Source organism: Winogradskyella ludwigii (assembly GCF_013403985.1).
Classification (GTDB): Bacteria; Bacteroidota; Bacteroidia; order Flavobacteriales; family Flavobacteriaceae; genus Winogradskyella; species Winogradskyella ludwigii.
In genome coordinates, this window is the sequence record NZ_JABFDF010000002.1 from 305,474 (window position 1) to 332,189 (window position 26,716).

General features: G+C 31.4%; 25 protein-coding genes. 1 reads left to right on the top strand and 24 read right to left on the bottom strand.

The genetic code is table 11. The features are described from left to right. Positions 1-4: 4 nt before the first annotated feature. From HM981_RS07380 to HM981_RS07475, 20 genes are all read right to left on the bottom strand, one after another. Positions 5-742, bottom strand: coding sequence for a class I SAM-dependent methyltransferase (locus HM981_RS07380; RefSeq protein ID WP_179338036.1), 738 nt, complete (start codon positions 740-742; stop codon positions 5-7). Between the two features lie 90 nt (positions 743-832). Next, positions 833-2,038 carry a glycosyltransferase family 4 protein gene (locus tag HM981_RS07385; protein WP_179338038.1) on the bottom strand — a complete coding sequence of 402 codons (1,206 nt, stop codon included), beginning with the start codon at positions 2,036-2,038 and terminating at the stop codon, positions 833-835. A gap of 1 nt (position 2,039) precedes the next feature. Continuing rightward, positions 2,040-3,203 carry a glycosyltransferase family 4 protein gene (locus HM981_RS07390; protein ID WP_179338040.1) on the bottom strand — a complete coding sequence of 388 codons (1,164 nt, stop codon included), beginning with the start codon at positions 3,201-3,203 and terminating at the stop codon, positions 2,040-2,042. A gap of 193 nt (positions 3,204-3,396) precedes the next feature. Further along, positions 3,397-4,497 carry a glycosyltransferase gene (locus HM981_RS07395; protein WP_179338042.1) on the bottom strand — a complete coding sequence of 367 codons (1,101 nt, stop codon included), beginning with the start codon at positions 4,495-4,497 and terminating at the stop codon, positions 3,397-3,399. Between the two features lie 22 nt (positions 4,498-4,519). After that, positions 4,520-5,479 (bottom strand): glycosyltransferase family 2 protein, encoded by a 960-nt coding sequence (locus HM981_RS07400; protein WP_179338044.1) that lies wholly within the window; start codon positions 5,477-5,479, stop codon positions 4,520-4,522. Beyond that, entirely contained in the window at positions 5,479-6,861 is a 1,383-nt protein-coding gene (locus tag HM981_RS07405) for an asparagine synthase-related protein (RefSeq protein ID WP_179338046.1), read from the bottom strand. The genes HM981_RS07400 and HM981_RS07405 overlap by 1 nt, the downstream gene beginning before the upstream one ends. Before the next feature lie 37 nt (positions 6,862-6,898). Beyond that, positions 6,899-7,747, bottom strand: coding sequence for a glycosyltransferase family 2 protein (locus HM981_RS07410; RefSeq protein ID WP_179338048.1), 849 nt, complete (start codon positions 7,745-7,747; stop codon positions 6,899-6,901). 3 nt (positions 7,748-7,750) lie between these two features. Continuing rightward, complete coding sequence (locus HM981_RS07415; protein WP_179338049.1) at positions 7,751-8,647, bottom strand: sulfotransferase domain-containing protein; 897 nt, start codon at positions 8,645-8,647, stop codon at positions 7,751-7,753. A gap of 15 nt (positions 8,648-8,662) precedes the next feature. Next, positions 8,663-9,874, bottom strand: coding sequence for a glycosyltransferase family 4 protein (locus tag HM981_RS07420; protein ID WP_179338051.1), 1,212 nt, complete (start codon positions 9,872-9,874; stop codon positions 8,663-8,665). After that, on the bottom strand, positions 9,871-10,701 hold the full coding sequence (locus HM981_RS07425; protein WP_179338053.1) for a glycosyltransferase family 2 protein: 831 nt from the start codon (positions 10,699-10,701) through the stop codon (positions 9,871-9,873). The genes HM981_RS07420 and HM981_RS07425 overlap by 4 nt, the downstream gene beginning before the upstream one ends. Positions 10,702-10,777: 76 nt before the next feature. Then, a complete protein-coding gene (locus tag HM981_RS07430; RefSeq protein WP_179338055.1) occupies positions 10,778-11,527 on the bottom strand; it encodes a sulfotransferase family 2 domain-containing protein in 750 nt (249 codons plus the stop codon). After that, a complete protein-coding gene (locus HM981_RS07435) occupies positions 11,524-12,498 on the bottom strand; it encodes a glycosyltransferase family 2 protein (protein ID WP_179338057.1) in 975 nt (324 codons plus the stop codon). The genes HM981_RS07430 and HM981_RS07435 overlap by 4 nt, the downstream gene beginning before the upstream one ends. A 169-nt stretch (positions 12,499-12,667) precedes the next feature. Then, positions 12,668-13,579, bottom strand: coding sequence for a glycosyltransferase family 2 protein (locus HM981_RS07440; RefSeq protein ID WP_179338059.1), 912 nt, complete (start codon positions 13,577-13,579; stop codon positions 12,668-12,670). Continuing rightward, the gene (locus HM981_RS07445) at positions 13,576-14,454 is read right to left on the bottom strand and encodes a glycosyltransferase (protein WP_179338061.1); all 879 of its coding nucleotides are present in this window, start codon (positions 14,452-14,454) and stop codon (positions 13,576-13,578) included. The genes HM981_RS07440 and HM981_RS07445 overlap by 4 nt, the downstream gene beginning before the upstream one ends. Before the next feature lies 1 nt (position 14,455). Then, complete coding sequence (locus tag HM981_RS07450; protein ID WP_179338063.1) at positions 14,456-15,100, bottom strand: acetyltransferase; 645 nt, start codon at positions 15,098-15,100, stop codon at positions 14,456-14,458. Beyond that, entirely contained in the window at positions 15,097-16,170 is a 1,074-nt protein-coding gene (locus tag HM981_RS07455; protein WP_179338065.1) for a DegT/DnrJ/EryC1/StrS family aminotransferase, read from the bottom strand. Before HM981_RS07455 ends, HM981_RS07450 begins: the two co-directional genes overlap by 4 nt. After that, positions 16,167-16,988: a sulfotransferase domain-containing protein gene (locus HM981_RS07460; protein ID WP_179338067.1), complete on the bottom strand. Its 822-nt coding sequence runs from the start codon at positions 16,986-16,988 to the stop codon at positions 16,167-16,169. The genes HM981_RS07455 and HM981_RS07460 overlap by 4 nt, the downstream gene beginning before the upstream one ends. After that, positions 16,978-18,252 carry an ABC transporter ATP-binding protein gene (locus tag HM981_RS07465; RefSeq protein WP_179338069.1) on the bottom strand — a complete coding sequence of 425 codons (1,275 nt, stop codon included), beginning with the start codon at positions 18,250-18,252 and terminating at the stop codon, positions 16,978-16,980. The genes HM981_RS07460 and HM981_RS07465 overlap by 11 nt, the downstream gene beginning before the upstream one ends. A 96-nt stretch (positions 18,253-18,348) precedes the next feature. After that, positions 18,349-19,212: an ABC transporter permease gene (locus HM981_RS07470; RefSeq protein ID WP_179338070.1), complete on the bottom strand. Its 864-nt coding sequence runs from the start codon at positions 19,210-19,212 to the stop codon at positions 18,349-18,351. Positions 19,213-19,446: 234 nt separating this feature from the next. Next, a complete protein-coding gene (locus HM981_RS07475; RefSeq protein ID WP_179338072.1) occupies positions 19,447-19,824 on the bottom strand; it encodes a hypothetical protein in 378 nt (125 codons plus the stop codon). Positions 19,825-20,367: 543 nt separating this feature from the next. Here HM981_RS07475 and HM981_RS07480 point away from each other — a divergent pair. Then, positions 20,368-21,117, top strand: a complete 750-nt coding sequence (locus HM981_RS07480) for a hypothetical protein (protein ID WP_179338074.1) — start codon at positions 20,368-20,370, stop codon at positions 21,115-21,117. Positions 21,118-21,345: 228 nt separating this feature from the next. Here HM981_RS07480 and HM981_RS07485 read toward each other — a convergent pair whose 3' ends face one another. Genes HM981_RS07485 through HM981_RS07500 form a run of 4 tightly spaced genes read right to left on the bottom strand, consistent with a single transcriptional unit; the run spans position 21,346 to position 26,709 of the window. Then, on the bottom strand, positions 21,346-22,329 hold the full coding sequence (locus HM981_RS07485; RefSeq protein ID WP_179338076.1) for an SDR family oxidoreductase: 984 nt from the start codon (positions 22,327-22,329) through the stop codon (positions 21,346-21,348). Next, complete coding sequence (locus HM981_RS07490; protein ID WP_179338078.1) at positions 22,329-23,624, bottom strand: nucleotide sugar dehydrogenase; 1,296 nt, start codon at positions 23,622-23,624, stop codon at positions 22,329-22,331. Before HM981_RS07490 ends, HM981_RS07485 begins: the two co-directional genes overlap by 1 nt. Further along, on the bottom strand, positions 23,621-24,211 hold the full coding sequence (locus HM981_RS07495) for a sugar transferase (protein WP_218846332.1): 591 nt from the start codon (positions 24,209-24,211) through the stop codon (positions 23,621-23,623). The genes HM981_RS07490 and HM981_RS07495 overlap by 4 nt, the downstream gene beginning before the upstream one ends. Positions 24,212-24,231: 20 nt before the next feature. Continuing rightward, positions 24,232-26,709, bottom strand: a complete 2,478-nt coding sequence (locus HM981_RS07500) for a polysaccharide biosynthesis tyrosine autokinase (protein ID WP_179338080.1) — start codon at positions 26,707-26,709, stop codon at positions 24,232-24,234. Positions 26,710-26,716: the final 7 nt, after the last annotated feature.

A 26,716-nucleotide genomic window follows, 5' to 3' on the forward strand; every position in this document is an offset into this window, starting at 1 on the left:
AAATCTATTTATAACCAATAGCCACTAAATGTGCAGTTTCTTGCGATGTCTCTTCTAAACCTTTAGATTGAACACGATTAATAATATTAGAACTTATAGACTTTAATACACTAAAAGGATTACCACTTTTATAACTCTTTAAACCGTTTACTCTGTGTTTTCCTGTCTTTACAGCATAGTGAACATCAACATTATCAAAATATTTTTCTAATAAGGTTTGTAACTCTAACCTTTTATAATGCCTTACATGATCTGGATTTTTACCAGGACCTTCGTTTTTTATAAAATCCCCATTTGGTGTTGTAAAATAAGCCCAACCACCTTTGTCTACAACTTTGGCTATATTTTTTATAAAAACATCATCTGCCTCCACATGCTCTATAACTTCTATACAAACCACTGCATCGTAAGATGCATCAGGCAACGTAGATTTCGTCATATCTTCAATTACAACGTCTTTTATATTACTTCGTTTTTTTTGAATTGTTTTTAGGATTTCTGATGTAAATCCTAAATTTAAAGCTTCTCTTGTACCTTCTTCCTGAGGAACATCTAGCAAAGTAACAGCCATTGGTAAATTGATGGTATAAGGAGATTTACGACCACCTACATCTAAAACGGAAGGTATTGTATTTCCTTTTTTATGCTGTTTTAATAGTTGTTTAATATCCTTTCTAACGGTCACCAAATGCGTTGTCATCACAGGAAATGTTATCCAACGCAAAAATTCATAATTTGTCATAATTACCTTATAGAGTATGTTGTGCTATATCTTTCAGCTACAATAATAAAGATAAAGAATGAAAAAAGCATTGGGTTTTTATAAAAGGGGTCATTTTCTCTTATTTTCATAGAAATTTATAAACGCTTGATTTTGTTGCTCTAGATTAAATATGCTTTTTACCCGATATTTTGCTGTTGTAATAATCTTCTCTTTTTCATCAATACTTAAATGTTGTACATCATTTATTTTTTGAGCCAAAACTTTTGGCTGTCGTTTAGGAACTACCCAACCAGTCTTACCATCTAAAACATTCTCTGCCAACCCTTCAGCATCAGACACGACACATAACAAGCCCATAGATTGGGCTTCTAGTACGGCGTTACAAAACCCTTCTTGTATACTGTATTGTAAATAAATAGACGCTTTTTCTAATGTTTTTTGTACTTGATCGTGAGGTAATTTCCCTGCAAAAGTTATATCATCTAGAATATCTAGTTGGTATGCTGCAAATACTAAGCGCTCTCGCTCAATACCGTCCCCAATAATAGTATAATGAAAATTAACCCCTTGTTTCTTTAAACAAGCTAAAGCTTCAAATGTATATTCTAATCCTTTTTTCCAATGTAATCTAGCGACCGTAACTAATTCTAACGTATCAGTAAAAGCCCTTTTCTTATGAGAAGTAAAGAATTCTGTATCAATGGCAGGTGTAATAACATGGATGTGTTTTGAAGCAATATTGTAACCTATTAAATCGTGTTTCATTTCTTGAGACAGGACATGATAATCAATAGTTTTTTTAAACAAAAAACCATAACAATTTGGATGCTTCAAAGGAGATAAATACAGATCAAAACCTCTAAAACTAACAGCCATTTTCGATCCCATAGCTGCTGCTACATTTTCTCGATTAACGGCGAGCATACCAAAACCAAAATGCAACCAATCTACATTGTGACCTAGAAAAAAATGATTGAGAATAAGACTTCTAATATTTTCTTTAAAAGGCAATCCATCCTTTTTATTTAATTGATATAAATGATAGGTCCTTTTGGGATGTACAAAAAACGATTTTAATACGGCTAAAAAGCTAAACCAAATAGCAGATATAATACTTGCACCAAAATGAGGTGCACTTACTACTTTACACGAAAAAGATGCATCATCCGTATTTAAATAGTCCACAAATAAAATAACCCGAAAACCATGATCCTGTAAACCTTTTATTTTATTCCTAAAAAAAGTTTCCGAATAGCCGGGTATAGAAGACAAAACAATGCCAATCGTTTGAATATGTGATCTTGTTTTGGCCATATTATAGAGTTTGATATAAAGCCAACATTTGACTTACCATTTCCTCTTCACTATGCTGAGATGTAATAGTATCTAATGCGTTATTTAATAGACTAGTCTTTGCCTTTTCTTCAATTTTCATGATGTCTATAATTTTTTTTGCAATAGCATCAGATTCACGAATAGGAACAATAAAACCATTGTATCCGTCTTGAATAACCTCTTGCATGCCGCCACAATCTGTAGTTAGTACTAATGTTCTATTCTGCATGGCCTCTAATACAACATTGGCAATACCTTCTTCTATACTTGGTAATAAAAGTAAATCTGCATCAACCATTAATTCTTGGACTTTGGCATAAGGCAATGTATCTAATAAAGTGACTTCATTTTCTAACTTCAAATCATGTACTTGATAAGAAAACTCAATGTGGTTTGCACCACCAATAATTGTATAATGAAATTTAAAACCCTGACTTTTAAGTGTTTTTAAAGCATCTATAGCATATGTATAACCTTTTTTCCAATGAGGTCTACCTATAGAAATAATTTGGAAAACAGGATTCTCCTTAGGTAATTTCACACTCATTTGGTCTGGTCGCAAACCACTATAAACTACCTGAATTTTTTCTCTTGATGCATTATATTTTTCTGCTTCTAAACCAATCGCTATAGACACAGCATGAAAAGCATCTACCCTTGGGAAATTTTCTTTATACATTGCAGCTAAAGTAGCATCTGCAATAGGTGAGTAATTAATATGAGCGCCTCGCAAGCTTAGTACTAATTTAATACCAAATGCTTTAACCCAAACCCAGTCCGCTAGTCCTTTTGCCCATTGCACATGAAAGATGTCTGGTTTATGCCATAATATAGGATAACATTTTACCTTATCTAATAAGAGGTTTTTAGATTGTTTTTTTAAAATAGCATCTAGTTTTCGTTTGTCTTTCCCTTTAAAAAGGAACAACAACATACTATATTTTATTAAAAATAAAGTTTTACTAATTTTTGTGTTGTTATATGCAAAAACAGAAACAGATTTAGAATAAGATACTTTTTTCTTAGTAAAACCAAAGAGATAAATCTCACAATCTTTGCGAGACAACCCCAAAATAAGTCGCTCTATAAAAGTAGTGCTGGGTATATCTCCGGAGTAAATTGCTATTTTTAATTTGTCTTTCAATCTCTCCTATTTTTAAAAATTTAAAGATAAAAATCTTTAAGAAAATAAATCTATTTATTTAATAAATGATTCAGTTATTAATGTATTGTGAACGTTACTAAAGCATAATTAAAGATTCCTAAAATAAATAAGCTAAAAAATTAGATTATTTTTAATATCATACTTCTACAATTTCTTCATAAGGCAATAAAATTCATTGATTATCAGCTATAGACCTATATAATACTTCATGCTCCGAAATAAACTTATTCATACTAAAATGCTCTTGACAATAACTACGTAAACACTGACCAATTTTTGACCGATTTAAGGATTCCATTTCTTTAATTTCTATTATTTTTAAAGCTAAATCATCAACACTTCCAGCTTCAAACAAAAGGCTTTTAAAATCTTTTAATACAAAATTAATTCCAGTTATATCAGATCCTAAAACAGGAATTCCCATACTCATCGCTTCAACTAATGCCATAGGCATTCCTTCCTTCCGTCCTTCATTTAAAGTCGGAATAACATATAAATCAGCAGTTTTAAAATAAGGCCTAACATCTAATGATTTTCCCAAAAATTCAACTTGATCTTGCAGACCCAAACGATCTTTTAATGCTACCAATGTATCACCATAAGCATTATTGAAGTCTCCTAAAATACTAAGTCGTACTGAGGAATCTTGAAGTTGATTAATAGCTTCGATTAAAATTTGAACCCCTTTAACAGGCACTAAGTTAGCCACAGTAATAATATGAAATGATGTTGTGGTAAGTTCTAAAGGTTCTGTTACCACCTTAGGGTTATAATAATCCGTATCAATACCTAACGGAATTAGAGCTTGTTGCTTTTTTTTAGGAAAATAGGCACGCATCTCATTATTAATAGTAATAATAAAGTGAGCTAAATAACTTTTCATATGCCAATTTTTGTTATCAAAACCCATGGCTTTTTTAGTATAAATCCACTTCACACCAACTAGTCTTGCCGCCAAAGCTTCTGTCCAATCACTACTCCATTGCCAAGAATGTACAATATCATATTGATTCCGCTTATAAAATTTTGAAACCTTCCAAACTCTAAATAATAAATTGTAAAAAGGTCTATATGGAGATTTGGTTTCAAAAATATGAATTGGAACACCTAGAGATTCTATAACTTTAAAAAAAGCTCCTTTATTACTATTGCACGCTATTTCAGCTTCAAACTTATCAGGGTCTAAACCTTTTACTAAATCATATATAACTTTACCACTTCCTGCGGTATTAAAATTAGAAGTCGTAATTAGAACGCGTATTTTCTTATTCATAAATTTAAAATAAAGACAAAAGTTAAGACAGAGGCTTTTTAATGAATTTTATATAAACTTGAAAAAAAGGATTAAATCTTATATGCGGAACACGCTTATTAATAAAAAGACTTATGGGATTAAACAGTAAAAACATAAGCTTCAAATTATTTAATTTTTCACTTTTTAAAAGCTTTCCTATGTCAATTCCATAGTGTTGTAACTTCAACAAATCCATTTGTAATTGCTGGCTTAAAATGCGCATTGCTAAATCATTCCTTTTAACGACATCATCTACAAACAAGTTTTGTCTTAATTCAAAATATCTTTTCAATACACCGTGCTCTTCTTTATTGGATTTTGAAATAGTAGATAAGCTATGTCTAAAATAATGAAAATAGGTTTTATCATAGAAATAGCCTTTACAAACAAGTCCCATTCTAATAAACAAAAAGGCATCTTCGCCCGTATACGACGTATGAAAACCACCTAATTGCTCTACTACACGCTTCCTAACAACCAACGAGCCTGGACCTTGAAGACAAAAAAAATTTCGCAACCAAATATGTCCCAAAGTTGGCATATCATTAATGCCTTCTCTTATATCTTTTATTGGGTGTTTAATCACGCGATTCTTATAAAAACGTTTGGAACGACAAAATACAAAATCTACATCGTGGGTCTCTAATACACCAAAATCATACTCAAATTTCTCCGGTAAAATAATATCATCGCAATCCAAAAAAGCTAAAAACTCCCCTTTTGCAATCTTAATCCCTGTATTTCTAGCATGGCCTGCACCTTGTCTTTCCTCGGTTAAAATCGTATAATTAAAAGTAACGTTTTCCAACAGCAATCTCAAAATGCTTAACGAATCATCTTTAGAATTGTTATCAATAAAAACACATTCAAAATCACTAAAGGTAAAGGCATTGATTGTTTTAATTAGCTGATTTAAAAATGGTGCACCATTATAAATAGGGATGATAACAGATAACTTCATTAGTGTATATTATTTTGTTTATGCCATAACGCAAACGTTAACAACATACTTACAGGCGTAGAATAGTATACAGTATCAACCATTTTAAACTTATTATAAAAGTCATCTACAATTTCTTTTGGAATAAATTCTTGGAAAGAAGAATCATTAAGATACTTTTTTAAGTGATTATCATTTTCAGCTCCTAAAAATTGTAATTCAAAGTTGCGTTGAATATACGGATTACCAATAGCACTATTAAATTCTCGTTTCAATTTATTAACTATCCTATATGGTATATTGTAGGGACTTTTGTTGTAATGGAAATTATTTATATTAAATGGCTTATGCGCATGCCATGTTAAATTAGCTAATTTTTCATTTTGTTTAATATGAGCAATCTGTAAACGTCTATCGGCTAAATAGGCTTCTGGTATGGTACAAATAAACTCACACATTCTATTATCATAATAAGGCATAGATATGGGATGTACAGATTCAAAAACACATAAATTCGTTGTTGTCCACCGATGTGCCCATTGTGAGGTTTTAAAAGCTCTAACTTTAGCGCTAATATTTTCTATTTTTATTTTGGCTAAAGATTTTTCTATTCTAGATACTAAATAAGGCTTAAATTCTCCTTTTAGACTCCATGATTTCCAAAGTGCTTCTGCGAACTCCAAACCTCCAGGTTTTAGCATTTTTTTTAGCAGCAACTTGGTGACGTCTTCCTCTTTAATGCCCTCAGGCGCACCACAATCAAAAAGCACATCTCCCCAATGCCCTAATGAAAAAACACCTTTCATTTCCTTAAGTGCTTCCAAAACTCCCATCTGCCTAGAATGTGTAAATTCAGAATAACAGCCATTTAATTGAGCTAAATCGTCAATACAATTCCATAAATAACTTTTAGGTATTTTGAATGCATCAAATGTAAAATTACAAACGTTAGCAATCTGCTTGCTTATTTTATGCTCTGGGTAACCGCCCGGAAACGAATAACTATAAGCATGTACAGGATTATCAAGGTCTTTTAAAATTAAAGCCTGACTTCTACTGTCTAATCCTCCAGATAAAGGCAAAATAACAGGATGATCTCCTATTTGTTCTTTGGTTATTGCGGTTAATAACTCTATGTACTCGCTTAAAGCTTGCTCAAATGAAATATTTCTAGGTGTGTAATGCCATTCAAAATTAGGTTTACTTTCTACTAATAAGTTATCATCATTGAAATAATGATCATGAGCTGGCAATAAGCAAACGGTATCTTTCCAATATGTATCACCATCTAAAAAGAACCCCGTAGCAGCAAAAACACAAATGGCTTCTTTATATAATTCGTGAGGAGCATCTATTTTTGCAAACTCTTGTTTGTTGGGTAGTATTGGGGTTTTTATAATCATAGTTAATTTGGTAAAACAAATATATAATAATAAAAAACTAATTATTAAAAAGTAACTTGTCTGCTAAAGTCTCATCTAAAACTTCCGGATAGTCAGTTGATAATAAATCATCTAAATTATAACCATTATCAATATACCATTTGTTACTTTTTAATTTATTTTTACAATTCTCTACTGATATAATTCGATAGTGATAGCATAACAAGTAAGCCTGTTGAATATCTTTTTCTCTTAAACTATAGTGAAAAGGAGTCAATCTACTTTTTTCTTTTTTTATACCATCAACTATTTTTAGGTTTATTTTACGAGTTGGCGATTTGGGATGGTGATCCCAAACAGCATCAAAATATTTCGTTTTAAAAATGCACTTAACTTCAATTTCATCATAACGACAACGAAATTTTTGGTGCTCACTCATTTCATTTTCATGCTTTAAATCATGATTCCAACGATATGTATTCCCTTTTAATATGCTCTTAGGTGATTTTTCTAATCCATTACTACTCATCATTACCCAAGGTACTTTAATACAATGAACGTTTTTAAAGGTTGTTTCTAGTGATTCTCGAATAGTTTTGTTTCCATGTTTTTTTGTCGAAATAAACTCATCTACATCCACATAAATCATCCAATCAAAATCATTTTTAATCTCTTGATATAAAGTATTTGCAAAGTTATTCTGAATAATATTTTTTTCAAAAACCACTTTTACATTAAGTTTATTTAATAGGTTAGTATAAATAGATTTATCACTAGAGTTATCGTCTATTATAAAAATATTGTCCACTCCTTCATTTAAATAATACATAGCAAATTCTTCTATAAAAAACTCGTCTTTACATCTACATATTAAACCTATAGTAAATTTTTGCTTAAAAAAACTCATAAATTACCAATCTTCTTTTATATAAAAATGTTTCCAAACCTCTTTAGTACCACTTTTTATAATTTCTATTTCTTCTGGTTCTAATCTCTCTTTCCACGTAAAAATGTTTTCTTTAGAATCTCTTGAAAGGTAAGAGCTCTCTTGAGGTTTAGATGAATTGATAATAGCATTTTTTATTGGCGTTGTAAATTTCAAATTTAATTTTTTAAAAATTTGATTATACTTTTCTTCAGGACTTCTCGATAAATCTTCATGTCTAATAAAAATCCAATTGGGATTATCTTTATATTTTTCTTGAAGCTTAAAAACAACACTATAAAGAATATTCCATATTAGAATACTCGATTCAAGCAGGTCTTTTTTTTCATTAGCTAGTTCCATTTCTAACTTGTAATCAAGAAGATAATCTTGCATTAATTGATCTTGTTTTAATAAATTATTAAAATCAAATATCCAATTTTTCACTTTAACACTTGCTACAAAAGCAGCAGGATGTCGTATAGACACAATTACATGTGCATCTAATTCTTCATAAAACCATTCTGACGATAACAATGCTATAGGATCTTTATATAGCGGAATAGTATGAAAGCACTTTAACTCATATAAAAATGCATCTTTTACTTGCCCTAAATATTTGGTTTTTTTTAATGCTTTAAAAAGCCTGATGAAATCTATCTGATGAAACTTATTAAGATATTTCTTTAATTTCTTTCTGACACTTACATCAGAGTCCAAAGTAAAATATTGATACCAATATTGTAAAGGCATATTACTGTTTTTTGCAATATTAAAAGGCTCGTGTATATATTGCAATTCTTTAGACATCCCCATTATTTTCCCCATCCAAGTTGAACCTGATCTATGAATACCTGTGATTAAAAGCGTTTTTGGTTTCATTTCTATCTTTTATCCTTATTTTTTTACAAGCAACCTTAAAATTCTACGAACATAGATGGCTTTTCTCCTAAAATGTATTTTCGTACTTAATAATGGTCTAATTGCTAATTTAAGTCCCTCTACTTTATCACCTCTATTTAAAAGCTGCATAGACTGACTCAAATTATCATAAAGCAACTCTTTTTTTCGTTGCTCATTTGCAAGCACAATTTTTGAAGTACGAAATGCCCAAGACTTTAAATTAATAGCTTCCCAACTTAAAATTGTTTCATTAAAAAGTGTTTTATATGCAGTACCTAAAGCTTCCCAAGAATATATAGAAGCAATGTTTTTCGATTCTGATGCGTAAGCTAGATACTTATTTTTATCTTCTTTCATTACTACCAAAGCCTCTGCTAAAGCTAAAACATCTGCTTTATCACACAAAATACCACCACCTTCGTTTAATACATCTGCGGCGACACCTATATTTGTAGAAACCACGGGAATACCACTAGCTAAAGATTCTAAAACAGGTAAAGGTCCCCCTTCATAATCGGAAGTACATAAATAAACGTGTATCAGCTCAAAAAACTTTAAAGCTTCACTGTCCGCCGTTAATTTATGGTGGGTGTAATTAATATTTGCTTTTTTCAAATCCGTATAATAAAGCTCCCAACCACCACCTTGAATTATTAACTCGACATCTATTTTATTATCGACAAGTCTTTTGAGTACTTGAATAGCAATATCGACACGCTTTCTATTATCTTTACCGGGGTAAGACCCCATCATTCCTATTTTAAATGCTCCTTTTCCTGAATATAAGTTTGATTCAATGTCTCCAAAATCTTCGAGCATAATTCCTAATGAAGCCCTAATAGTATTCGTTTTCGTGCGATATTTTAGGTCATTTAACCACTCTTTAGATACAACGTGAATAACATCTGCAAAAGAAGCTTCTTCTATTTTGTAAGTTTCATCAGAACAGACATGATGTACTGTAGCTATTTTTGGAATAGATATTTGTCTATATGCTATCTTTCTATTTCCTCCTAAATGACCAACATTAAAAAGCCAATGCACAATATCTACGTGTTGCAACAAACGTTCAAACTCTTGATATCTATATTTAAATTCATGGATAGAAAAAAAGTAAACATCATCGTCGGGTAGAGCCTTCACCATACCTTTAGCAATAGCACCTTCGGACCAATGGAAATTACCAGAAACTAATAAAACTCTCATAACTTACTTTTCATTCTTTTTATTTTATAGGTCATAATTTTATTTACTACAGAATAATCGAACCAATTTTTAAGGAGAACATAATTATGTATGCGATTATACTCTGCTAATTTAAATGTGCTTTTTTCTGGATTATTACGCACGGTACCTTTATGCTTGCGCATAAAGTTTAGTTTTTCTGCGATATATGTAAATTTATAATTTTTAACACATAAATGTACCCAAAAGTAAAAATCACCAATTGTTTTAAATGAAATTACTTCTTTTGCCTTTTGAGAAAGCACCGTTTTTTTAAACACCACAGAACTTGCATTTCTAATAATACAATAATCTGGCATAAAAAATCTCAAAAAAGTCCTTCCATATATATTAAAGTCTTTTTCTAACAGCGTTTTATGTGTTCTTTCTATTCTAGTAGTGTTACCTATATCGTTATTATATTCATCTATATTGGTTGTACCAACAAAAACAACATCTGGCGCATAATCGGTATTAAAACGGGTCATTGATGTCTCTAAAAGCAAGGGAGACGCGTAGTCATCACTCTCTGCAATCCAAATAAAATCACCACTAGCAAGATCAATCCCTTTAAACCATTGCTTAAATGTAGATCCCGAATTCACCTGGTTATATACAATATGTACTATTTTAGGATGATCTCTATAACTATTTAAAATAGTTTTGCTATCGTCTGTAGAACAATCGTCTAATAATATAACTTCAAAATTAGTATAGGTTTGTGCTAATACAGATTCTATACGCTGCTTTAGATAGCGCTCATGATTATAATTTGGAATTATTATAGAAACTAATGGTTTGGTTTGCAATTTCACTATTGTTTATCTATGACTTCATTTTAATATTTTCACTTAAGAGAAATATCAATATAAATACTATTATTCTTTATTTATTAAACATGCTCTTAATATATTTCTTCCAATATTTTAAAGGAACAAAAAAAACAGAAGGGCATACAGCTTTTAATGTTTCAAATAAGTTCTTTTTATTACAATAAGAATAATTAAAAAACTGAAAATCTGTTTTAAATTTTTTATACACTAATTGTTTTCTATAAATATTATAAAACACAGAATAGTGTCGAAATTTCTTTATCCCTTTTTTTGAATGTACATCAAAAAAATCATCAGTCAGTTTTAAATCTTGCTTTAATTTTTCAAATCCATCCTTAATATTTTCCATACGGATAACCAAATCATACGTTACTTCTTCTCCGTTTAAAAAAAAATATTCTTTTTGAATATTTAAATGATCACCTCGATACCTTATACAACTATTATCATTTAAAATAGTTTTAAATTTTCCTCTCTTATAAATATAATTCTTAAAACTATCAATATAGCCCGAATCTTTTATTATATAAAAATAGTCTGATACTGCACGTCCATAAGGATTCCTAACAATTACAAACTTATAATAAGTTTCCCATTCCTGTTTACTTACAAAACCATAATCCAATAATTGTTGTGGTGTAGCATGTTGTAAATGTAAACCGTGCTTTTGATTCCAACCAAATAAATTAGAATTATTAGTCTCGGTGTTATCTAAATGATCTATACCAAAAGCTTTTTCCACAGAGGTTCCCGCACATTTAGATATATGAATAAAAATAATTTTATGGATATGATTTATCATGTAATATTACTGAATCTGTAGGTCTTAAACACTTCATTATTTTTTAGTCGCAAATAAAATTTATAATACCTTCCAAAGAACTTTTGTGAAATTTTGGCGAGGTAAAAATAATAATAGCGCTTCGGAAATACGTCTTTAAGTTCTTTAATAAATTGAGAAGGTAAATTTATATTCTGCTTTAATTCAAAATAACTAAGAACACATTGCAACAAAGAAAAGCGATTAAACTTATCGGATTTAGCTTTGTCTTTTAAGTCTAAATAATTCAACCAATGTGTATCAAATAATTTACGATGATGATGCAAACGATCAAGGTCTCTCTTACCTTGTTTAGAGTCAGACAAAAATCTTTTTTTAGTTAAAAACTCTTCTACGTAAACTAAGTCTGTTGTTTTTAACAATAATTTGCAATTAAAATTATATTCTTGTCCTGTAAGCAATGTTTCATTAAAACAAATATCCTTTACAACATCGCTTTTAACGACTAAATCAGAGGTTATCCATCTAATATAATCTACGGCAAAACTCTCAAAGCTCACTTGTGAAACTCTAAAATCGTAATTAAAAAAACTGTTATTTTTATGATTAAAGTATTTTGATTTACTTACTGAAAAATCTGCCCTCGTTGAACATAAAGCCATAACTTCTTTCTGTAATTTTTCAGGAACCATTAAATCATCGCTATCAAACCAATTAATGTACTTTCCCTTACTTACTTTAAACCCATAATTACGAGCTCCGTTACCCCCTGGCAAATGCGTGTCTGGTCGTTTGTGATACTGAAACCTAGCATCTTGAGATATATAACGCTCTAGTAAAGCCGCTGTACCATCTGTACTTCCGTCATCCACAACCATACATTCCCAATTGAGGTAAGTTTGAGCTAAAACAGAATCTAAAGTTTCCCCAATTAAATGAGCACGATTAAACGTGGGAATAATAATGGACACTAACGGTTCTTTTTCTAACATTTTATATTATAAAAGGCTAATATACAAAGTCAAAATAAAAAGGAAAGAAAAAAAACAAATAGAAATACTTAAGTAAAAACCTATCTTGTAGAAAAATAATTAGAAAGAACTAAAATAATCTAAACTATAAATTCTTATAAACCCTAAGATTGATAATTGATAACTTTATTTATAAATAATGTTTCCCCTTGACAGTATTAACATACCTACTTTTAATAATTAAAGGTTTAATTCTATTTAAAATAAGCAACTCGTATTTAATACTATTTGCATTTGCAAATTTAAATTGCAGTTGAAACTTTAAAATCATCTTACGGTGTTTATAAACTTGAGAATCTAATTTATTATCAATGTTAATATTAGCAAACTCTACTTTATATATCTTTTCAATATTTCGATAATATTCAGAAGTAAATAATTTTGGTTTAGTTGATTTTCGCTCTTCCCGATCATGAATAACATATTCTTTTGGTAAAACACCTACTTTAAAACCATGATACTGCACACGCTGACAATAATTATCATCTTCACCATAATGAAAAAATAAGGGATCAAAACCGCCAACTATTTCAATACATTTCCGAGACACCAACCAAGATGCCGCATTTACAAAGGGCACCTCATATACTGAAGCTAACTTATTACCTAATACAAAATCAGAATAAAACATTCCTGATTTTTCTTTACGCATATAATTGTTAAAGAGCCTATCCATTTTTTTCATATTACGAGTAATATGAATAGGGCTTAATATTCCATAGTCTGGGTGCTCTTTTTGATTAGCTATTAAATTTTCTAACACAGTATCTACAATATATGCATCCTGATTCAATAAAAACACATGCTCTGCTCCTTGATCTAAAGCATAGCGAATTCCTAAATTATTAGCTTGACCAAAGCCTAAATTTTCAGCTTGTTTAAATAAGACTACATTAGGATAATTGGTTTCAATAAAAGAAACGGTATCATCAGTAGAAGCATTATCTACTATAATTACAGGATAATTAGCACAACTTTTTAAACACTTCTCTAGCCATTGCATGCCGTTGTAGGTGACAATGATGATATATGTATTAGTCATGGTCTATGTTTTTTAAGTTTTATCAAAAGTAGTTTTATAATTTTTTTAAAACTTAATTGTTTAGCCAATGAGTCAGGTTTTAATAATTGTTTTTCCAACTTTTCCATATTAGAAAACAACTTATTTAATATTATTTTCTTTTGTTCATCTTCTTCCAAATAAGATATTAAACAAATTTGATAATGAATTATCTTCTTTAGTTGCTCTAACTGATTTAGCGTTGAAAAAACACCTACTCCATCTCTATAAACAGCCATCACTTCTTCTAATCTCTTAATATACCCTTTTTGTGCATTAAGAATATGTAAAAAATAATCTCCAACAGAGGAATATTTAAACTCCATTGGGAACTCAGACTTTCTATTTCGAAACATGACAGAAGGAGTATGCATAAAATTACCGAATTCAAGTAAATCATTTAGAGTAGCGCGTTCTTCTTTTATTCTATTATACCGAGCTTCAATTGAAACATCATTAAATAATTCTGTTCCTCGTAAAATCTTTACCCTATGAAAACATATACTATAGTCCGTATTCGCCTCCAAAAAATCAACCTGCTTTTGCAACTTCAAAGGATCAGTCCAATAATCGTCGCCCTCACACAAAGCAATATATTTACTTTGGCATTGCTCTAATGCCCATATAAAATTAGGCATCATTCCTTTATTTGTACTGTGCTTAGTATATTCTATCCAAAAGCCATTTGTATGATTTTTTTTTATGTCATCTATAATTTTATCGGTACCATCAGGCGAACAATCGTCAGCAATTATCAATTCTAGATCAAAATTACATTCTTGCATTAAAACACCTTCTATAGCTTGTTCTATATATTTTTCATGCCCATAAGTAATCATGCAGACAGAAACCTTCATATTATATAGTTTTTGAAATAATTCTACCTGGCACACCTACTATTGTAATATTATTTGGGACATCGTTTAGAACAACAGTACCAGCACCAACTGTTACATTACTACCAATGGTAATATCTGGTAAAATTACAGAAGATGCTCCTAAAGATGAATTATCTCCAATACTACTTCTACCAAGTATGTTTACATTAGGCGATATTTCTACAAAGTCGCCGATAATACAGTCATGTGTAACAATTGAATTATAGTAAATTAAGCACCCTATACCTATATCCACAGAATTAGATATTTTTACACCTGACAGTATAGTTACCCCAACTTTTATATTAACGTCAAAATTACCAATTTCGGCATTTTTCGAAATAATTGAAATTGGTTGTGCTCCTAATTGTGTAAATTGTTTAAATAAATTTTTCCTTAATAATGGATTTCCCAACCCCAAAACAAAAGATTTATCTTCTGATTTTAACAAATAGATTTCGACCTCTTTAAAAGATGTTAGTATCCGAAATCTATTATATAGTTTTGAAGGCAAATCACTACTTACATTGTCGAAAAATACAATATCATCATCTAGCAAGCCCATATCTATAGATACAATTTGCAATAGCTCTTTAGCAAAACCTTTAGCTCCAACTATTATCATAGCAACTGTTCTTTTACAATATTAATAATTTGGTTTAAATCCTCAGTTGCTAAACCCGCAAATAAAGGCAAGCATAAAACTTTAGAAGATATAGATTCCGAAATAGCCAAACTACATGGCTTTACATATGGAAGTGTATTCAAAGAGGGATAAAAATAACGTCTTGGATAAATAGAATGAGATTCTAACTCTTGTTTTACACGCAACAACTGACTCTCATTTTCAAAAATTACAGGATAGTAGCTATAGTTCCAATTGGTTTGGACTCTAATTTTTAGCAATTTCAAACTTGATGTCTCAAAGGCTTGATTATAAGCATCAACTATTTGCTTGCGCTCTTTGATAATTTTTGTCATATAGGGCAATACAGCCAAACCCATAGCCGCCTGTGGCTCACTCATTTTAGCATTAATCCCTAAACTTTGAAAAGCCTCTGGCCCATCATGTCCAAAATTATGATGAGAATACATGGCTTCAAAATACTGTGGTTTACAAAACAGAGCACCTCCTTCTCCGGTATGAAACAACTTAGTAGCATGAAAACTACAGCTGCTGACATCCCCATAGTTAAAAAGAGAATGTCCTTTATAAGTGACCCCAAAACAATGGGCAGCATCATAAATAACTTTTAAGTCATGTTTTTTCGCAATGACTTCAATAGCTTCTACATGACATGGATTACCAAAGACATGAGTCGCCAAAATGGCTGTAGTTTTAGATGTAATAGCCGCTTCAATCTTAGTTTCATCAATGGTTAAATACTCTGGATTTATATCTACAAATACAGGAGTACAACCTTCCCAAACGATACTACTAGTTGTCGCGACATAGCTAAAAGGTGTAGTTATGATCTCACCTTTTAGCTCTAATGCCTTTATTGCTATTTGTAAAGGCAAAGTACCATTAGTCATAGCAATGATATTTGGAGTGTCTAAATAGAATTGTAATTTTGATTCCAATTCTTTTACCAAAACCCCTCTATTTGTCATCCAACCCGTATCCCATGCTTTTTTTAAAATGGCTTGGTATTCGGCTTGTGCTGGTAAAAATGTTTTGGTGACATTTATCATCTATAATCTATATTAAAGTTTTTAAATAAAAAATTGATATCGTCTTGATAATATTTTTTTAAAAGATCAATCGTTTCTGAATCAATATCTAATATATAATTTCCTTGAAACACTTTTTTATTAGAAAACTTTGTCCAATCAAATGATTTAATTTTCAAAAAATCTGAAACAAGATCTAATGTTAAAGATGTATTTTTATGCATCTCTTCATTCTGAATCAATAAAAAATTTGATTTAAACTTATTTCTATATAAATCTATACTTTTAGAAAATTCTCCATTTTTCAAAATCGGACACTCTATCTGTAAACCTTTCTCCAAAACATTAATCTCATTTCTCACAAATAAATCAAAGTTCTTATATTCAACTTCCGTCCTTCTTATAACGTTTTTAGTATCTCCACCTCTTGTTTTTATCCATTTTATCCACCAGTCTTTGTCATTTTCAAAATATCTTTTTTTATACATTTGAAAAGCACTAAAACTTCTTTCTATAGGATTTCTTACAAGAATAATAACTTTACTTTCCGCGTTATACTCAAAAATTCTTTTTGAGGTGATTTGAGGATTTTCATCTAATAAGTAGGAAGGTGATGAGTCTATAAAAAAAAATTCTTTAAACGAAATTTTTTCTTTTAGAGTCTTTTTAAACTTAGAATGATAGTTACCTATACCTTTACTAAATAATTTATCATATGCGAAAAAATCTAATTCCTTTTGTTTACTTCCGCCTCTTATCTGTGGATGATTAGTCAAAAAACTATGCAAGGCGGTAGTCCCACATTTTTGCCCTCCTACAATAAAAAAATCAACCCTCATTATTAAATATCCATTTAAAAACTGGTTTTAAAGGCCCTTTAGTTTTCCCCATCCATTGTCCTAATTCTTTAGCTTCCTGAAGCATCGTAAACTGTACACAATCAGGCTCAAAAAACAATTGTTTTTTCCCATTTGTAACCATAACATCTACATTAAATTTCCCTTCATTAAAGAAGAATTTAGGCAATTGCATTGCTAACAATTGTTTTCCCTCTTTTTCTAAATTTAACTGAGCATCTTTAGAATTTGTAACAAATATAACGTTACCGTCATCGTCTTTAAAACGAAAGACAACAACTAAAGCTTTTAAAGAATGATTAATCAAAGTTAGATTTATAATCAAATCATCTTCTCTTGTAAGAGGATCATTATAATTTCTATGCTCCCCTTTCAATCCCACAGATTCTATAAAAAAAGATTGTTTTTCAAAATCTTCCTCTTTAAAGTAGCGTAAAGTTTCACCCCCTTTTGTATTCCCTAAATTCAAATAAAAACTAACAGCGTCATCGGTTCCTCCTTCAAAAACGGATGTTCCATGTTCCAATACAATAGCACGCGTACACAAACTCTTTACAGCCGCCATATTATGGCTTACAAACAAAACAGTTCTACCATCTCCTTTAGAGATATCCTGCATCTTCCCAATAGCTTTTTTCTGAAACTCAGCATCACCTACAGCCAAAACCTCATCAATCACCAAAATATCAGGCTCTAAAAATGCGGCCACTGCAAAAGCCAAACGCACTCGCATTCCAGAAGAATAACGTTTAACAGGTGTATCTACATAACGTTCACAGCCAGAAAACTCAATTATCTCTTGTTCTTTTACCTTTATCTCGGCTTTGGTCATGCCTAAAATAGCTCCATTCAGGTAAATATTTTCTCGTCCAGTTAACTCGGGGTGAAATCCAGTGCCAACTTCTAATAAACTTGCTATGCGGCCTTTAGTTTTTATTTCGCCTGTCGTAGGGATAGTAACTCGGCTTAGTATTTTTAACAAAGTGCTTTTACCTGCACCATTTTTTCCAATAATACCAAGGACTTCTCCTTGTTGTACTTCAAAATTAATTTCTTTTAGAGCCCAAACATAAGCACTATCCGCTTTGGTACTCCGATCATTAACGGCACCTACTTTTAAATACGGATCTTCTTTACTTCTAATACTAGCCCACCATCGATTCAAGTCGTGACTAATAGTACCAGTTCCCACAACACCAAGTCGGTATTGTTTACTTATATTTTCAGCTTTTAAAATGACACTCATTTAATATTTTTATAATTATAAATTCCAAAAATACAGAGTTATTTTTTCTAACAGAACTCTTAACTCTTAACTCTTAACTCCTAACACTTAATTAAATTAAACCGTATCAATAAACGTCTTCTCCGTTCTATTGAAGATAATAATACCAAAAAATAACACAATGAGCGTTACTATAACGGTATATATAATTCCGAACCAGCTAAAGGTGCCAGTTCCTAATAACATATACCGTGCAGTTTCTATAATATAAGCTAAGGGATTATATTCTACGACCCAAGAAATTTTTGGTAATTTCTCTCGCATTAACGTTAAAGGATACATCACAGCAGAGACATACATTAGTAATTGTACACCAAAACCAACTAAAAATTTTAAGTCACGATACTTAGTCACCATACTAGAGATAATCATTCCCAGACCTAAGCCCAACAAACCCATTAACAGCACTATAAAAGGAAAAAACAAAACACTACTCGTAATGTTAATTTCAGCACCATTAAGATAATAATAAATATAAAATGCAATGAATATCAGTAGCTGAATACCGAATTTCATCAAATTAGACATAATAATAGATAAAGGAACGATGATACGTGGAAAATAGACTTTTCCAAAAATGGCAGCGTTTGTCTTAAATGTATCACTTGTAGCCGTTAAGCAGGTATTAAAATAATTCCAAATAGAAACTCCGGCAAGGTTAAATAAAAAGGGAGGTACGGTTCCGGTTTCAATATTCGCAACTTTATTAAAAATAAGAGTAAAGGTCAATGCAGTAAACAAGGGCTGAATTAGATACCAAAGTGGCCCAAGTATGGTTTGTTTATAAACGGTAACCACGTCGCGTTTCACAAATAACATCAGTAAATCGCGATAACGCCAAATTTCCTTAAAATTAAAATCTATTAATTTACGCTCTGAGGAAATGGTATACAACCAACCATCATCTTCTATCTTACTCAATGTGACTCTTATTTTTTGTTGGGTAAATATAGTAATTCCATAGAGATACTAAAAAATAAGTTATAGAATTAATAACGACTTTTAAATAGAAAAATGTCATTCTGATCAAAGCGAAGAATCTTTTTATCCATTAACTGAAGCATTAGCGCGAAGCGATGGTCACTGAGCGTCGTTCACTGAGCGAAGTCGAAGTGAGTCGAGAGCCAATCTAAATCAACCAACTATGAGCAACCATCAAGCCACACCATTAGCATTATCGCTATCATCCACATTCAAATTATTTTTCAAATCTTTCGGAGTCATACAAACTTCAAAATCCTTATGATGTAAATAATTAGTATAGCCGTCCTCTAACGTCTTTTTTTGATACTGACTTCGCACAAGCTCTTCATTAATAGGACATTTATTAAATATATTGGTATTAACATAATCAAAGACAACACTCACAGGTAAGTTAAAGACGGCACAAAAATCATAAATATGAATCAATTGACGCGATCCTAAGTCGCGTTCATCACGTGTAAACTGCATTATATTACGAGCAGTACGCATACTTAAACCTGTGATATGCTGAATATCAGTGGAGGTTAAAAATAATTTCTTCTTTTCCATTTAGGGTAAATTTTAGGGTTCAACAGGTTAATAATTACTCACAATTTACACAATACCCTGAAATACAACCCGCTAAATGCAATGATTTTCGATATAACACATTTTATCGTAAGAAAAATTAAACAAAACAAGACTGCACCTGTATTTCATCGATTTAATTACGTAAAACACACTACTCATTAAACACTATAAATCAGAATTAAAGATTAAAATAACTTAATCTACCTTACATAGCAACCAAACTAAAGTTAATGTATGCATCATTTATGGATGGTCTATAGATAGTGCATAAGTACTGTATTAAAACAGAAATACGATTAAAATATACTGTTACAAAATCAGCAATAAAAGTCAAAATCGGAAACAAAAAGAAAACAATTACAATTTCGGAAATCTTAAAAAAAAGCCCCAAACCCTCAACCTAAATTTGTCATATCAGTAGTCAGATTATAAACCTAGTGTTCAATAAGGCGACAATGATAATCGAAGTTTTTAAAATGAATACTGAATAAATTTTTATTAATAATTTAAAACCCATTTCGTATGGCAAAATTAAGAAGCTTAATCAAGATCGAAGGAACCCTGGACGATCTTACCTTTTACAAGGGCAAAAAAGGGTATTTAGTTAGAACCAAAGGTGGTGTAAGTGCAAATCGTATTAAAAACGATCCCGCATTTGCAAGAACCCGAGAAAATGGTTCAGAATTTGGACATTGTGCAACAAGTGGAAAAATACTACGTCGCGCAATTATAAACTTATTAACTGATGCTAAAGACAATCGGGTAACTCCACGATTAACACAGGTAATGAGTAAGGTTAAAAATTCTGATATCACGTCCTTACGTGGTCAACGACAAGTTGGTATCGGTCTCACAACTCCTGAAGGAAGAGCACAATTAAAAAGCTTCGACTTTAATAGTAATGCACAGATGAGTTCTGTACTACGTTCCGATTTTACTTTAGACACCGCCTCTGGTGAAGTGAATATCGTAGATTTAATACCGAACCATGATTTAGGAATTCCAGGAGGAGCGACCCATGTAAGTTTTATTGCTGGATTTCTAAATTTAGATTTCAGTTCAGGTGACAAAGAATTACAAGTGAGTCCCACAATTAATTTAGCTATTAATGGTGTAACTAGTGCTGTAAATTTAGCACCAACAGCTATTCCTGCAGGTGCTGGAAATCAACTTTACTTCTTAAAAGTAGCATTCTTCCAAGAAGTAAATGGTATACAATACCCTTTAAATAACGGAGCATTCAATGCTCTTCAGTTAATAGAAGTATTGTAAACATTATTCTCTAAATCTAAAAAGCTGTCTGAAAAGACAGCTTTTTTTATATATAATCCCTAAAAAACAACCTTACCAAGCTCCCCTCTTTTTTTCAAAGAGGACGACCGGACATATGGAAATAGTCCTGCGGAATATTTTAGTGAAGGGGCGAGCTGTCGCATGGGCAAAATTCCCCGAAGGAACATAGGTGAAGAAAGGGGTGTTCAACACGCGCAAAAGCGTATATTAAGAATCAAACGAATCCCAAGTAATCTTTAAACCCTCCCTAACCGTATATTTAGGCTGATACCCTAAAAGATCTTGGGCTTTAGAAATATCAGCTAAGGAATCCCTTACATCACCTTGTCGATTAGGACCGTAAATAGCCTTTAGATCAGAGTCAGCAGCCATACGCAATGATTCCCATAAATAATTTATAGTAATGCGTTCACCACAGGCCACATTAAAGACTTCATTTTTAGCATCTATGGATGATGCAAAGAATCCTTTTACATTAGCTTGAACTACATTATCAATAAAAGTAAAATCTCTGGTTTGCTCTCCGTCTCCATTTATCTTAGAAGGTTCATTATCCTTAAGCGCTTGCATAAATAAAGGAATTACTGCTGCATAAGCACCATCCGGACTTTGCCTTGGACCAAAGACATTAAAATACCTTAATCCAATTACATCTGTATCGTAAGTAGTTCCAAATACATCTGCATATAATTCGTTGACGTATTTTGTAACGGCATAAGGAGATAAAGGTTTTCCTATAGTATCTTCTACTTTTGGCAAGGCTTTACTATCTCCATACGTTGAGCTAGACGCAGCATAGACCATACGTTTTACTGTTGGACTATCTTTCAACGCAATCATCATATTTAAAAACCCAGAAATATTAACTTCATTTGTAGTCGCAGGATCATTAATAGAACGTGGTACAGATCCTAAAGCTGCTTGATGAGAAACATAATCAATACCATCCATAGCATTTTTACAAGTCTCAATATCTCGTATATCACCTTCAATTAATTCAAAGGCTGGATTATCCATAAACTCTGCTAAATTCTCACGATGTCCATTAGAAAAATTATCTAGAACTCTAACTTTTTTAGCATTATACCTCAATAAATACTCTGTAAGATTGGAACCAATAAAGCCTCCGCCTCCAGTAATTAAAAAACTTAAATTAGATAAATCTGCTGTGTGGTGTGGGTTTGAATACATTATAATCTTGCGTCTACGGCATCTCTTGGAAGTAAAGATTTTACATCGAAAACAACACCTGTTTGTGATTTTAATTTAGTGATATCTAATTCTAAAAATTCTTTATGAGAAACAGCCAAAACAACAGAATCATAATCAGTACTTAAATTAGCATAATTACTAATTAAATCTATCCCGTATTCATGCTTCACCTCTTCTTTTGATGCCCATGGATCATAAACATCTACATCCAAATGATACGATTGGAACTCTTCAATAATATCAATTACTCTAGAGTTTCTAATGTCAGGACAATTTTCTTTAAAGGTAATTCCTAGAACAAGTGCCTTAGACCCTTTTATAGTTGCTCCTTTTTTAATCATCATTTTTACAGTTTCCATAGCTACGTAGCTTCCCATACTATCATTCATCTTACGACCTGCTAAAATAATTTCAGGATTATAACCAGATTCTATCGCTTTCTGAGCTAAATAATAAGGATCCACACCAATACAATGACCACCAACTAAACCTGGCGAAAATTTTAAGAAATTCCATTTGGTTCCTGCTGCCTCTAACACCGCTTTGGTATCGATATCTAGAAGTCTAAATATTTTAGACAATTCATTTACAAAAGCAATATTGATATCACGCTGCGAATTCTCAATGACTTTGGCGGCTTCAGCTACTTTTATAGAAGGTGCCATATGTGTACCCGCAACGATTACTTTTTTATATAAATTATCAACTTTTATAGCGATTTCTCGTGTAGAGCCAGAGGTCACTTTTAATATTTTTGTGACTGTATGTTCTTTATCTCCTGGATTAATACGTTCCGGAGAATATCCTGCAAAAAAGTCCTCATTATATATTAAGCCAGATATTTCTGTCAATATAGGAACACAGATATCTTCAGTAGCTCCTGGGTAAACTGTTGATTCGTATATTACAATATCATTTTTAGACATTGCTCGCCCTACAGTTTCACTTGCTTTTATCAGCGGTGTAAATACAGGCTTATTTAATTCATCAGTAGGTGTTGGCACGGTGACAATATATATGTTAGCTATCGCTAATACATCTACATTATCTGTAATATACAGTCCTTTGTTAGCGCTTAAATCTGTAGTTAAAACAGATTTTAAATAATCACTATCTACCTCTAAGGTTTTGTCTAGACCTGTATTTAATTCACTAATGCGTTGCTTATTTATATCGAAACCAATAACAAAGAATTTCTTAGCAAATTCTACCGCAAGTGGCAAACCAACATAGCCCAAACCTATGATTGCAACTTTATCTTCTGAATGTGTCATTTGTTTAATATTGATTTTAAAATAAGTAATAAATCTAAGTAAAAACTATAGTTCAGAACGTACTTTTTATTTATTTTAACTTTATCTACCCAAATAATTGTTTTATTGTAGTGAGTAGGATTTTTTTGACGTTCTAATATGCGTTCTTCATTTCTGTATTTCAAAGTAGCTGGACCTGTAATCCCTGGTTTAACTTCTAAAATTATGCGATCTTCTCCTTTTAATTGATCGGCGAAACCTGGCAAATCAGGCCTTGGACCAACCAAACTCATATCCCCAATTAACACATTATAGAGTTGAGGCACCTCATTAAGCTTACTTCGTCTTAATAATCTGCCTATTAGCGACGCGTTACTATCTAAACTACCCAGTTGATGCTCACCATTACCTAAAGTCCTTATTTTATAAATTTTGAAGCGATTTCCATACTGACCAATACGATATTGTGTAAAGACACCCCATTTCCCAGTATCGATAGTAGCTATAATGACAAGTAAGATAATGGGTATTAAAATAAAAGGCACACATATCAAAACCAAAACGACGTCAAAAATACGTTTGACATTAAGCTGTGTTTTCGTAATCAAAATTAAATAATTATAACTGGTTATATGCGCTTTAAGAAATCCTTAATCTTTTTCAGAATAGATTTTTGGTCCTTCTCATGATAAGAATTCCCATACACTCCGTATCCGTAGCCATAACCGTACCCATAACCATAGCCATAACCATAATTACTATTATTCTTATGCCTATAAAAATTAAGAACAAAACTCACATTTTTTAGCTCACCTGAACGATATTTAGCATTAACTAATTGCAACATCCCTTTCTTGGTATAATCTAACCGAACCATAAAAATTGTTGCATCTGCATATTGTGTTAATTCTAATGCATCAGTTACTAAACCTAAGGGTGGAGTATCCAAAATAATCATATCATACTCTTGTTTTAAGGTACCGATAAGTTCTTTTAAATGATTACTCATTAATAATTCTGATGGATTTGGAGGAATTGGTCCTGACGGAATTATATCCAGATTTTCAATGTGAGTATGTGTTGTTATCTCATCCAAAGTTCCATCACCAATAAGATAATTAACGACTCCTTTATCGTTGGCGATATTAAAATCATCAAATATTTTTGGCTTACGTAAATCTAACCCTAATAAAATGGTTTTTTTTCCTGAAAGTGCATAAACAGTAGAAATATTAATGGACGTAAACGTTTTCCCCTCACCACTAACAGAAGACGTCACCATTAAGGTGTTAGCTCTAGCTTCTGAAGAGTGATTTTTAAAAATAAACTGTAAACTAGATCTAATAGCTCTGAACGATTCCGCTACAGCAGACTTAGGCTTTTCATAAGCCACCAAATTATTTTTATAACGATATTTACCTACTAAACCCAATATGGGGATTTTAGACATCCTTGTTATTTCATCAGAACCATGAATAGTATTATCTAACAAATAAACTATGAAGATTAAAAACATTGGAATAAATGACCCTAACATTAAGCCCATCATATAATTCAAAGACTTATTAGGACCTATTAAACCACCACCAATATCTTTAGCTTCATCTACAATACCAAGATCCGAAATATTAGCCGCTTTAACAATAGCTGCTTCACTTCGTTTTGACAAATAAATATCATAGGCTTCTTGACTGATGTCTAAATTTCTTTGGATCTTTAAAAACTGTTGTTCATTTTCAGGCAAACTACTCAATTCCGACTCTAAACCTGAAATACTTCTATTCAAAGTCCCTATAATAACACCTATTGTTTTCTTAGTAGCATCAATGGTTTCTAATAATACATTTTTTTCAGAATCAATACGTCTATCTAACTCTTTGAAAAGCCCAGAACCTTCTTTGGTCGTATATTCCAAATTTTGCCTTTCTGCTGCCAAATTTACAATCTTAGAAACACTACTTAATATATTTTTTTCCTCTATACCAACACTTGTTGGTGCAGCAATATTAGTATAGTCTGTTTTAGTATTTAAATAAACCTCAAGGTTATTCAGGTAATCGAGCTTAGATTCTTCTTCTTGCTTAGATAACTCGAATTGTCGTAATTGTCCCGAAATTTGAGAAATTTCATTACTAACGTCAAATACCTTGTTATCCTTCCGGAACTGATTCATCTCATCAGTATAATCTGTAAGGCTCACATTTACAGCAGCTAAACTACTATCTATAAATTTAATCGTATTAGTCGCATATAAATTTTTCCGTTCCAACTCGGTTTTACTTAAAATTGCAGAAGTCGCATTAAGATAATCTACAATTTTATCTTTATTATTACCAGCCAATTGCAGCCTTAAAATAGAAGATGAAGACGCTGAAAATGCCCCAATTATTACATTAGATTTATAAGAATTAACGACAGCATCGAAATTACTAAATTTAAGAAAAAACTCTGACCCTGGAGAAATGTTTCTTCCCGGCCTTATTACAATTTTACCATTAAGAAAAGGTAATGAAACAACACTTTCAGTTTTATAAGATTTTGAAAATAATCCAATCGGCACTTTAATTTTAGATTTGGATTTATCACCATATTTCTGAGCAGAAGCACTAGCACCTTCAAATTCAGTAAACACCTCAAACTCATTCGCGTTAATAAAACGAATACCAACGGGATAACCAAGAACCTGATCCTTAGCCTCATCTAAAATAAATTCAAAAGGAGCTTTTTTATAGATGTCTATTTTTCGATACTTTCCTTCTTCCAAATACTCCATATAATATTGAAGAGAATCCACAACTTTTTCATTATGAGTTCGTGTTTTTATAGCTGTCATAATCTTGCCAACTTTCCCTGAAACACCACCCCAATTAAAGGATATACTTGTATTAGCTGTAAAAAATGGGTTTTGATCATTGTCTACAGATATTAACGAATCTAATTTATAAACATTTTGCTTCCTTACATTTATAAAATAAGCGATTAGCATAGCAACACCAACACAGGCTAATACAAATTTCCAAAGGTTTAAAACTTTAAAAAGATAACCTCTAAAATCAAAACTAATACTCTGTGATTCTATATCATCTAACTCTTCGTAATCTCTCATAGTATAA

Coding starts and splice junctions, on each gene's coding strand:
- HM981_RS07420 (WP_179338051.1), bottom strand. CDS start 9,874: ATGAGAGTTTTATTAGTTTCTGGTAATTTCCATTGGTCCGAAGGTGCT.
- HM981_RS07395 (WP_179338042.1), bottom strand. CDS start 4,497: ATGAATAAGAAAATACGCGTTCTAATTACGACTTCTAATTTTAATACC.
- HM981_RS07440 (WP_179338059.1), bottom strand. CDS start 13,579: ATGACTAATACATATATCATCATTGTCACCTACAACGGCATGCAATGG.
- HM981_RS07460 (WP_179338067.1), bottom strand. CDS start 16,988: ATGAGGGTTGATTTTTTTATTGTAGGAGGGCAAAAATGTGGGACTACC.
- HM981_RS07475 (WP_179338072.1), bottom strand. CDS start 19,824: ATGGAAAAGAAGAAATTATTTTTAACCTCCACTGATATTCAGCATATC.
- HM981_RS07435 (WP_179338057.1), bottom strand. CDS start 12,498: ATGTTAGAAAAAGAACCGTTAGTGTCCATTATTATTCCCACGTTTAAT.
- HM981_RS07405 (WP_179338046.1), bottom strand. CDS start 6,861: ATGATTATAAAAACCCCAATACTACCCAACAAACAAGAGTTTGCAAAA.
- HM981_RS07380 (WP_179338036.1), bottom strand. CDS start 742: ATGACAAATTATGAATTTTTGCGTTGGATAACATTTCCTGTGATGACA.
- HM981_RS07485 (WP_179338076.1), bottom strand. CDS start 22,329: ATGTATTCAAACCCACACCACACAGCAGATTTATCTAATTTAAGTTTT.
- HM981_RS07465 (WP_179338069.1), bottom strand. CDS start 18,252: ATGAGTGTCATTTTAAAAGCTGAAAATATAAGTAAACAATACCGACTT.
- HM981_RS07455 (WP_179338065.1), bottom strand. CDS start 16,170: ATGATAAATGTCACCAAAACATTTTTACCAGCACAAGCCGAATACCAA.
- HM981_RS07410 (WP_179338048.1), bottom strand. CDS start 7,747: ATGAGTTTTTTTAAGCAAAAATTTACTATAGGTTTAATATGTAGATGT.
- HM981_RS07400 (WP_179338044.1), bottom strand. CDS start 5,479: ATGAAGTTATCTGTTATCATCCCTATTTATAATGGTGCACCATTTTTA.
- HM981_RS07430 (WP_179338055.1), bottom strand. CDS start 11,527: ATGATAAATCATATCCATAAAATTATTTTTATTCATATATCTAAATGT.
- HM981_RS07415 (WP_179338049.1), bottom strand. CDS start 8,647: ATGAAACCAAAAACGCTTTTAATCACAGGTATTCATAGATCAGGTTCA.
- HM981_RS07385 (WP_179338038.1), bottom strand. CDS start 2,038: ATGGCCAAAACAAGATCACATATTCAAACGATTGGCATTGTTTTGTCT.
- HM981_RS07490 (WP_179338078.1), bottom strand. CDS start 23,624: ATGACACATTCAGAAGATAAAGTTGCAATCATAGGTTTGGGCTATGTT.
- HM981_RS07445 (WP_179338061.1), bottom strand. CDS start 14,454: ATGAAGGTTTCTGTCTGCATGATTACTTATGGGCATGAAAAATATATA.
- HM981_RS07500 (WP_179338080.1), bottom strand. CDS start 26,709: ATGAGAGATTACGAAGAGTTAGATGATATAGAATCACAGAGTATTAGT.
- HM981_RS07450 (WP_179338063.1), bottom strand. CDS start 15,100: ATGATAATAGTTGGAGCTAAAGGTTTTGCTAAAGAGCTATTGCAAATT.
- HM981_RS07480 (WP_179338074.1), top strand. CDS start 20,368: ATGGCAAAATTAAGAAGCTTAATCAAGATCGAAGGAACCCTGGACGAT.